Origin of the sequence: Micromonospora sp. NPDC049891 (genome assembly GCF_040660295.1) — a bacterium.
Lineage (GTDB): Bacteria > Actinomycetota > Actinomycetes > Mycobacteriales > Micromonosporaceae > Micromonospora.
This window is the reverse complement of sequence record NZ_JBFAML010000060.1, coordinates 1-6,048: the sequence shown is the minus strand read 5'-3', so window position 1 is coordinate 6,048 and position 6,048 is coordinate 1. Positions and strand designations below refer to the sequence as shown.

The 6,048-nt window shown below is 52.2% G+C and carries 14 protein-coding genes and 2 pseudogenes; all 16 read right to left on the bottom strand.

Annotated elements, in window-relative coordinates; all coding sequences use genetic code 11:
• Window positions 1–566: pseudogene (locus AB0I71_RS32275) on the bottom strand (integrase); the annotation flags it as partial.
• A 119-nt stretch (window positions 567–685) separates the two neighbouring features.
• Window positions 686–793: pseudogene (locus AB0I71_RS32270) on the bottom strand (helix-turn-helix domain-containing protein); the annotation flags it as partial.
• Between the two features lie 6 nt (window positions 794–799).
• On the bottom strand, window positions 800–949 hold the full coding sequence (locus AB0I71_RS32265) for a hypothetical protein (RefSeq protein ID WP_350590958.1): 150 nt from the start codon (window positions 947–949) through the stop codon (window positions 800–802).
• A gap of 38 nt (window positions 950–987) precedes the next feature.
• A complete protein-coding gene (locus AB0I71_RS32260) occupies window positions 988–1,197 on the bottom strand; it encodes a hypothetical protein (RefSeq protein WP_350590960.1) in 210 nt (69 codons plus the stop codon).
• On the bottom strand, window positions 1,190–1,411 hold the full coding sequence (locus AB0I71_RS32255) for a hypothetical protein (protein WP_350590961.1): 222 nt from the start codon (window positions 1,409–1,411) through the stop codon (window positions 1,190–1,192). Before AB0I71_RS32255 ends, AB0I71_RS32260 begins: the two co-directional genes overlap by 8 nt.
• Window positions 1,412–1,481: 70 nt before the next feature.
• On the bottom strand, window positions 1,482–1,736 hold the full coding sequence (locus AB0I71_RS32250; RefSeq protein WP_350590962.1) for a DNA polymerase III subunit theta: 255 nt from the start codon (window positions 1,734–1,736) through the stop codon (window positions 1,482–1,484).
• Window positions 1,737–1,745: 9 nt separating this feature from the next.
• On the bottom strand, window positions 1,746–2,006 hold the full coding sequence (locus AB0I71_RS32245) for a hypothetical protein (RefSeq protein WP_060441884.1): 261 nt from the start codon (window positions 2,004–2,006) through the stop codon (window positions 1,746–1,748).
• Between the two features lie 57 nt (window positions 2,007–2,063).
• On the bottom strand, window positions 2,064–2,741 hold the full coding sequence (locus AB0I71_RS32240) for a DUF551 domain-containing protein (protein ID WP_350590963.1): 678 nt from the start codon (window positions 2,739–2,741) through the stop codon (window positions 2,064–2,066).
• Window positions 2,738–2,920, bottom strand: coding sequence for a hypothetical protein (locus AB0I71_RS32235; RefSeq protein ID WP_356808694.1), 183 nt, complete (start codon window positions 2,918–2,920; stop codon window positions 2,738–2,740). The genes AB0I71_RS32240 and AB0I71_RS32235 overlap by 4 nt, the downstream gene beginning before the upstream one ends.
• Window positions 2,904–3,539, bottom strand: a complete 636-nt coding sequence (locus AB0I71_RS32230) for an ead/Ea22-like family protein (RefSeq protein WP_350590966.1) — start codon at window positions 3,537–3,539, stop codon at window positions 2,904–2,906. The genes AB0I71_RS32235 and AB0I71_RS32230 overlap by 17 nt, the downstream gene beginning before the upstream one ends.
• Window positions 3,532–3,822: a hypothetical protein gene (locus tag AB0I71_RS32225; RefSeq protein ID WP_350590967.1), complete on the bottom strand. Its 291-nt coding sequence runs from the start codon at window positions 3,820–3,822 to the stop codon at window positions 3,532–3,534. Before AB0I71_RS32225 ends, AB0I71_RS32230 begins: the two co-directional genes overlap by 8 nt.
• 300 nt (window positions 3,823–4,122) lie before the next feature.
• Window positions 4,123–4,323 (bottom strand): stationary-phase-induced ribosome-associated protein, encoded by a 201-nt coding sequence (gene sra / locus AB0I71_RS32220; RefSeq protein WP_350590968.1) that lies wholly within the window; start codon window positions 4,321–4,323, stop codon window positions 4,123–4,125.
• Window positions 4,316–4,657, bottom strand: a complete 342-nt coding sequence (locus AB0I71_RS32215) for a hypothetical protein (RefSeq protein ID WP_357591122.1) — start codon at window positions 4,655–4,657, stop codon at window positions 4,316–4,318. Before AB0I71_RS32215 ends, sra begins: the two co-directional genes overlap by 8 nt.
• On the bottom strand, window positions 4,644–4,865 hold the full coding sequence (locus tag AB0I71_RS32210) for a DNA translocase FtsK (protein ID WP_357591120.1): 222 nt from the start codon (window positions 4,863–4,865) through the stop codon (window positions 4,644–4,646). The genes AB0I71_RS32215 and AB0I71_RS32210 overlap by 14 nt, the downstream gene beginning before the upstream one ends.
• A gap of 11 nt (window positions 4,866–4,876) precedes the next feature.
• Complete coding sequence (locus AB0I71_RS32205; RefSeq protein WP_350590972.1) at window positions 4,877–5,170, bottom strand: hypothetical protein; 294 nt, start codon at window positions 5,168–5,170, stop codon at window positions 4,877–4,879.
• A 1-nt stretch (window position 5,171) separates the two neighbouring features.
• Window positions 5,172–5,810 (bottom strand): hypothetical protein, encoded by a 639-nt coding sequence (locus AB0I71_RS32200; protein ID WP_350590973.1) that lies wholly within the window; start codon window positions 5,808–5,810, stop codon window positions 5,172–5,174.
• Window positions 5,811–6,048: the final 238 nt, after the last annotated feature.

Genomic DNA, 6,048 nt, shown 5'->3' with positions numbered 1-6,048 from the left:
GCAGGCTCAAGCCACCTAACGCGTTTATTCCTTTCCTGTGGAACCTTTATCACCGGAGACTTTTCAATCCATTTCCAGTCACGCTCTGCAGCACGCATTAGAGCTTTCATCAGCGCTAGGTGCTTGGCTTTGGTTGAGGTAGAGACAGGCTCAGCCTTCCGTGGCTCAATTTCAATACCTTTTCTGGCAAGAGCTTCTGCTCTTAACGCCCATCGTTCCTCTGCCTTCCTGTTCGTCATCCTGCTGACTGCGGTGTAAATCTTTGCCTCAGTTATATCCTTCAGCAAAACCCCTTCAAAATGCATGAGCCAGAATCCGATCCGACCCTTGTCTGCATCGAGTGATTTCTTGTGCGCTTTCTCTTCCAGCCAGCGTAAGCACGCCTCTTCAAATGTGACCTCAGGGAAGTCTCCCAGTCGGTCTATTCTCCAAAGTTCAGCTTTTCTGCGGTCGTGCAACTCCTGCGCTTGGCGTCTGTCCTTAGTCCCAAGCGACTCCTTAATTCTTTTGCCGCTTGGCGACGTGTAACTGCCGTACCAGGTTTCCCCTCGGCGGAATAATGACATGCTGCTTTCTCCTCATGTGCATCATCCGCGCTCACCGGCACAGTGTGGATCGGATTGTTAAGCGCGGCAATACAGGCTTGGCGAGTAATTAGGTAGGGGGATTTGGTTTTTGATGGGTCTTTTCTTGTTGCCTGCAGTCTTCCTGAGCGTATCCAGCTCGTCAGCGTGGGTGCTGAGATGCCAAGGAAGTTACAGGCCTCACTTCGTGAAAGGCTGTATTTGTCCATTGGCACCTACTGGATTGTGATGTTTGCCGGAGTGCGTGAAACGAGCGTTGATTGCTCGGCAATGAGCTTTACGCCAGGCTTAACGATCTGCTCGAGAATAGCCATCTTACCGGCATACTCTTCATCATCAGCCGCACCAAGATAGATGGTGATCATGCGACCATCAAAGACGAGTAGGGTGCTTTGTTTTGTTCTCATGCGACACCTCGCTGCCTGTCTGCTTTTATCCGGCGTTCGTAGTCTTCGGCGCAACTGTCGCCCTCGCAAAAATTGCCTTTGCTGATGGTCTCTCCACACCAATAACAGCGGCCAGTAAATACCATTGACGGCTTTGGCCGGTTGGATAAGGCGGCGAGGATAATCAGTTCTTCTTGCTCTTGTGCGTTGTCGATGATGTCAGCCATGTTTAACTCCTAATCCTAAAATGTTCTCGACATCATCAGCGCCACAGCCGGATGCCATGATTGCTTGACCTTCATGCAGGAATACCCGAACAGGAGCAGGCATCACGCCGGTACGCTCCCACAGTGCCTGATGAAGTTTCTGCTGCAATGCATCCGTGCTAACGCGCCCGTCCGTGAAATAGACGCGGGGAATCCTGACGCTGATAGTGTCCATAGTGGTTACTCCGCTTGGAAATAGGGCAACAAAAAACCCGCCGTAGCGGGTTCATGTCAGTTGGTTGGATTTACTTCTTGCCGTTGGCGTCAGCCATCTGCTGATAGCGTGGGTCGCTCGGACCTGGGAATTTGTGGCTCTGGCCACGATAATGCTGCAGTCGTTCACGGAAGTATTCACGCAGATGCGCCGGCTGTTCTTCTTCTACCTGCGCAGGCACAATCGGCATATTCATGCGCTCTTTGTACGCCACGCCTGACGCCGCCAAATCTACGTTAACCTTCTCGCGCTCTTCCGGTGATTTATCCGCTATGTTGTATGACATCGCCCAGTCCTATATCAGCTCAAAGTCATCATCGAACGTTGCAAAGTTTAGCTCTGCAGCGCGCATCTCGAGGATAAATTTGATGCCGTCATGTAGTGAAGTGGGTCGATCATACTCCAGAACGAAGCGATCGTGATAGGTGCGTCCTAGCCAGTACCCGCCGCCATATTCCTTCAGCCGCTGGAAGAACACCCACCCACCTTCTTTGGGATGCTCCAGCGTCTCGCCGCGGTAAACGACCTGATAGCCGATGTCGTTTTTCGTAGTCATAACTCACACCATAAAAATACTGTTCATGCATACAGTATAATTATGGTTGTCTGTGAGTCAATTCCCACCCTCCGGCGCTGCAGGTAATGGCATCCAGTGGGTTACAGCGCTGTCACACCACTCATGGTTTCTATCGTTCCAGATGCAAACTCGCTGCTGAATAACGCTAGGTTTCTCTTTCCCGAACCAACACCAATATTCCCCGTCGGCATCAGGCATCCGTTCGCCGCACGCTATCCACCCCTCCGGCAACGTGTAACCCTGGCTTACAGGTTGAGCCAGCATTGCGGCGCGGCAGGCGTTCCAGATCTCCTGAGCATCGGCATCATCGAAAAGATCGTCCGCATGTATGTTCATAAGTGAGCGCACATGCTCTGGACATTTCTCCGGCACTGCTGGCGCTGGCGGGGCGGTGTAGAGAGGGGAATAAACCGCAACATCATCTGCCGCATTCGGTTGCTGTTCCAATGTCATGCATACACCTGAGAATTTGTTCAGGTAGGCCACCGGCTGCGCCTCCCGGTTAGCCGCCACCGCAAATTCCAGTGCGTCGATATGCTCCACGATGGCCTTGATAGTCTTTTGGCTGGCGTACTGCCATAGGCCTGGCTCTAACTCGCATTTCTCCTTTGCGCTTTCTGGTTCTGCCTTGGCTATTGCTCGCATGTATTTCAGTAGCGCTCGAAACTCTTTGGTTGTTTCAACAGCGCTCAACTGCTCAGTCGTTAGTGTCATGCCTCCCCCTTAACTGCAGAATTCAGCGCATTCAGCACCATGTCTGTGAAAACCCCTTTACCATTTACTTTCGCGTGCGCTTCTATTTCACGAATGGCAGATTTCAAAACCCCAACGTTAACGCGCACGACACGCTGGTTTTCTCTACTGACTCTCTCAAGTTCAGCTAGTTTGTCCATCCTGCTCACCCCCCTCTACGGTGAAGCCAGCGGCGCGGATAGCCTTGGCGCTGTCGTTGATTGCAGAGTTGTGACCGTAGAACATGGACTTTGTTGATTTGTCACCGGCCATCTTCATGTTGTACTTCTCCGGCAACCGCACCGGCGTAGCCAGCCGCTTTTCTGCCGCTCCCAATGATCGCCCTAAATCTCCGTTTTTCTTCTCCAGAGATTCGATTCTGTCCTGCTGCTGATTGATGTGGTCGTCCTGAGCTTGATTGGCGCGTTCCAGCTCGGCGATGCGCTCGCTTAGTGAGTCGGCATTGTTCTGCATGTTAACTCGCAGCTTTTTGCCGTGTTCTATTTCTCGCATCAGCAATTTATTTTGCTCATCCTTCGCTTCCAGCTCTGCCAGCAGGGCAAGAACTACAGCAGGGTTAGCGGCGGCGATGAAAGCCATATCGCGCTGGCTAACGCTCACGCACGGCACGCCATCGGATGCGCGAAAGGCACTCAGCACATCGCCATCTTTTCCGCTTGGGGTGCTGCTCAATCGAGCCATGCTGTTACTTGTGAACCATTCCCACGGCCCCGGAGTAGCGGACATTGCGGCCGCTTTCAGTTCGCTGAATTTATCCATTGCTCTGCTCCTTCATGGCTGCGTGATCAACCGCCAATTCTGCGGCTTTAGCTATCGCCACTCTCGGCACTGTGATATCCAATAACGCGCCGTGGATGTGGCGCATTGCCTGTTCGAGCTCGGCTATTTTCTGCTCCAGGGCGGAGACGTACTCTTGCGAGTAGAGGGGTTCCGGGTTTTTTGGCTCATCGCTACGAAACCAACCGATACGCATCACTGACGAATCAAGTTCATCGTAGTAAATCTGCGCCACAGGCTTGCTCAGTTCGCTCAGCTTGTCCATCTCGTTACCTCACTCTGAATCCGTTGCAGTTGCGAAGGAACTCGACGATGTAGCCCTTCATTCTGCCGTGCCATTATTTGTCGTTACCGTTGCACCACCCGTCCGGCGGAGTCCATGCCTCAACCAAATCAGCCATCTTTTTGGCCTTGGCCGGAGTAGCAGTAGCCGTGTCACAGAATTTCCGGGTGTCTGTCAGCGCTTCCATCCCCGGGATATCCAGCACACAAAACCATGTGTGATTTGGCATTTCGACGTCAGGAATCCGTTGGTTTGGTCTTCTAATGTCAACCATGCATACGCTCATAATGCTTTCTCCTGGGCCTCGGCCCGCAGCGCGCGAATAATTCTTGCGGCGCGTTTATGGCGCCGGGTTAGCATGCGAAACCGATCGGTAGGCCATCCGTTTTCGTCGTCTTCCGGCGTCCTGCAGCGGTAGTTGCTGACTTTGTACGGCATACCCAACAATCTCCGCGCCGCTCTGTTGCTCTTACGCTTAGCCATGCTCCACCTCACTAGCGCTGTCACTTGACATCACCTTTGTAAAAGCTTCATGAACAGCACTTCTCATCTTGCTGATATCATCTTCCATACTGCGAAATTCGACCTGTTTACGGCTTCTCTGCAGGGTGTAACCGCAGCGAGCCATGTACCAAAGGAAGGTATCGACAACGTAGATATGACCATCGCGCGCGTTGCCGTTTTGGTCGGCGTTTACGATGACGTGGTGCATTGCCTTGAACACATCTTTTTGGGCATGGAAGTCGCGCATAAACTCCGGCAGGTATTCTCCGCTTAGCAACCAATCTGAAAGTGTCTTCAGTTCATTTGCTGGCATCACTACCTCCATGAATCACTGTTCGGACGCCGTTCCAGCCTGGAGCGGTTACGATCCTTTCGTTTTCCATCCTCTGGATTAACCCGCTCGCCATCCAGTAGCTGCATTTCAGCTCACGTTGGAGTTTTGCCGCGCCCATGCAGGCATGAAGCCGAGTGAACTCGACGGCTTTGGCGTACAGCCGATCTTCGTATTCGTTGAAAATCACTGGGCGCTCTTTCATTTGGCCTCCCGCAGCTCGTCGCCTTCGAATTTCGTGCCGCAGAGAGGGCAGTAACTCATCATGCAAAGGTGGTCTGCCTTGCTCTGTTTGGCAGCCAATCCGCCTCCCTTACGCTTGCGGTAGTAGCGGAATTTAAAATTCATCGCTACCGGGGAATGATCGCCACCGCTGAAGTTGTAGAGTGAGTTCTCGAACCCAGCCTCTTCAATCTCGCCAAGGGCATCGCCGATCTTTTCAGAAATGCGTTCCTTGAACAGCGCGGCTGTTTTTTCAAAGCACTTACAGGCCATGTTATTTACCCTCCCGCAACTCGTTTTTTAATGCCTGTACGGCCATTAGGGTGAAATCAGGAGAGCCCATTGCGCCAAGTTTTGCGATTACCCGGTCAAGAACTGCATCACGGATAGCTGCAAGTGCTGCGGAGGTGGCTGGGGTTTCAGGTATCTGCATGATGAATTTCCGTACCGTCTGATATTCATCGTTGCGATAGCTTCCAAAGGCGTAAATGAACGGCTTGTTGAGGTTGTGACCATTTTTATTGATGTAGTCTTTGCAACCTTGCTCGGTAAAGCAGCCGGTCACAAACACATCAATCTCTTTCATGGCGTATCTATCCCAGCCATCCCTAACTTCGTATTTGGCCTGATAGATGGCCTCCAAGCGCCGATGCTGTGTTTTTGTGGCTTCGACATAATTGCCACTCTGGTTTTCAACCCAGCAAATACGGTCGCAGTCGTGGTCTTCAGAACTGATGATTTCCCGCTTGGTCATGACTGCAAAAAATGGCTGGTCCGTTATGCGGTTATCTTGGGTGCGGATTAGTTCACCGATAGCACTCAGCTCAGAACGCTCGCGCGCCAGCGCCGCATTCTCCACAGCCAGCGCATCGCGCTCAGCCTTCAGTGCCTCATAGGTCAATACTTCGGTCATAGGTCATCCTTAGCCCGCACCACAGCATCAACTGGCAGGCATTCGTAAGAATAGGGGAGTTTTTGCGCGGCGATATCTGCGGCGCAGTTCTGGTAATCCGGGTAGATGTAGCCAGCTGATTCATAGCTGCAGATATCTGCACCGCTTGTGCAGATGAGAAGAAATAATCCGAACATGAGTTGTCTCAGTTTTTGGTTAGCCAGCCATTGCGCCGTAGGTTTTCGAGCAAGCGCCTATC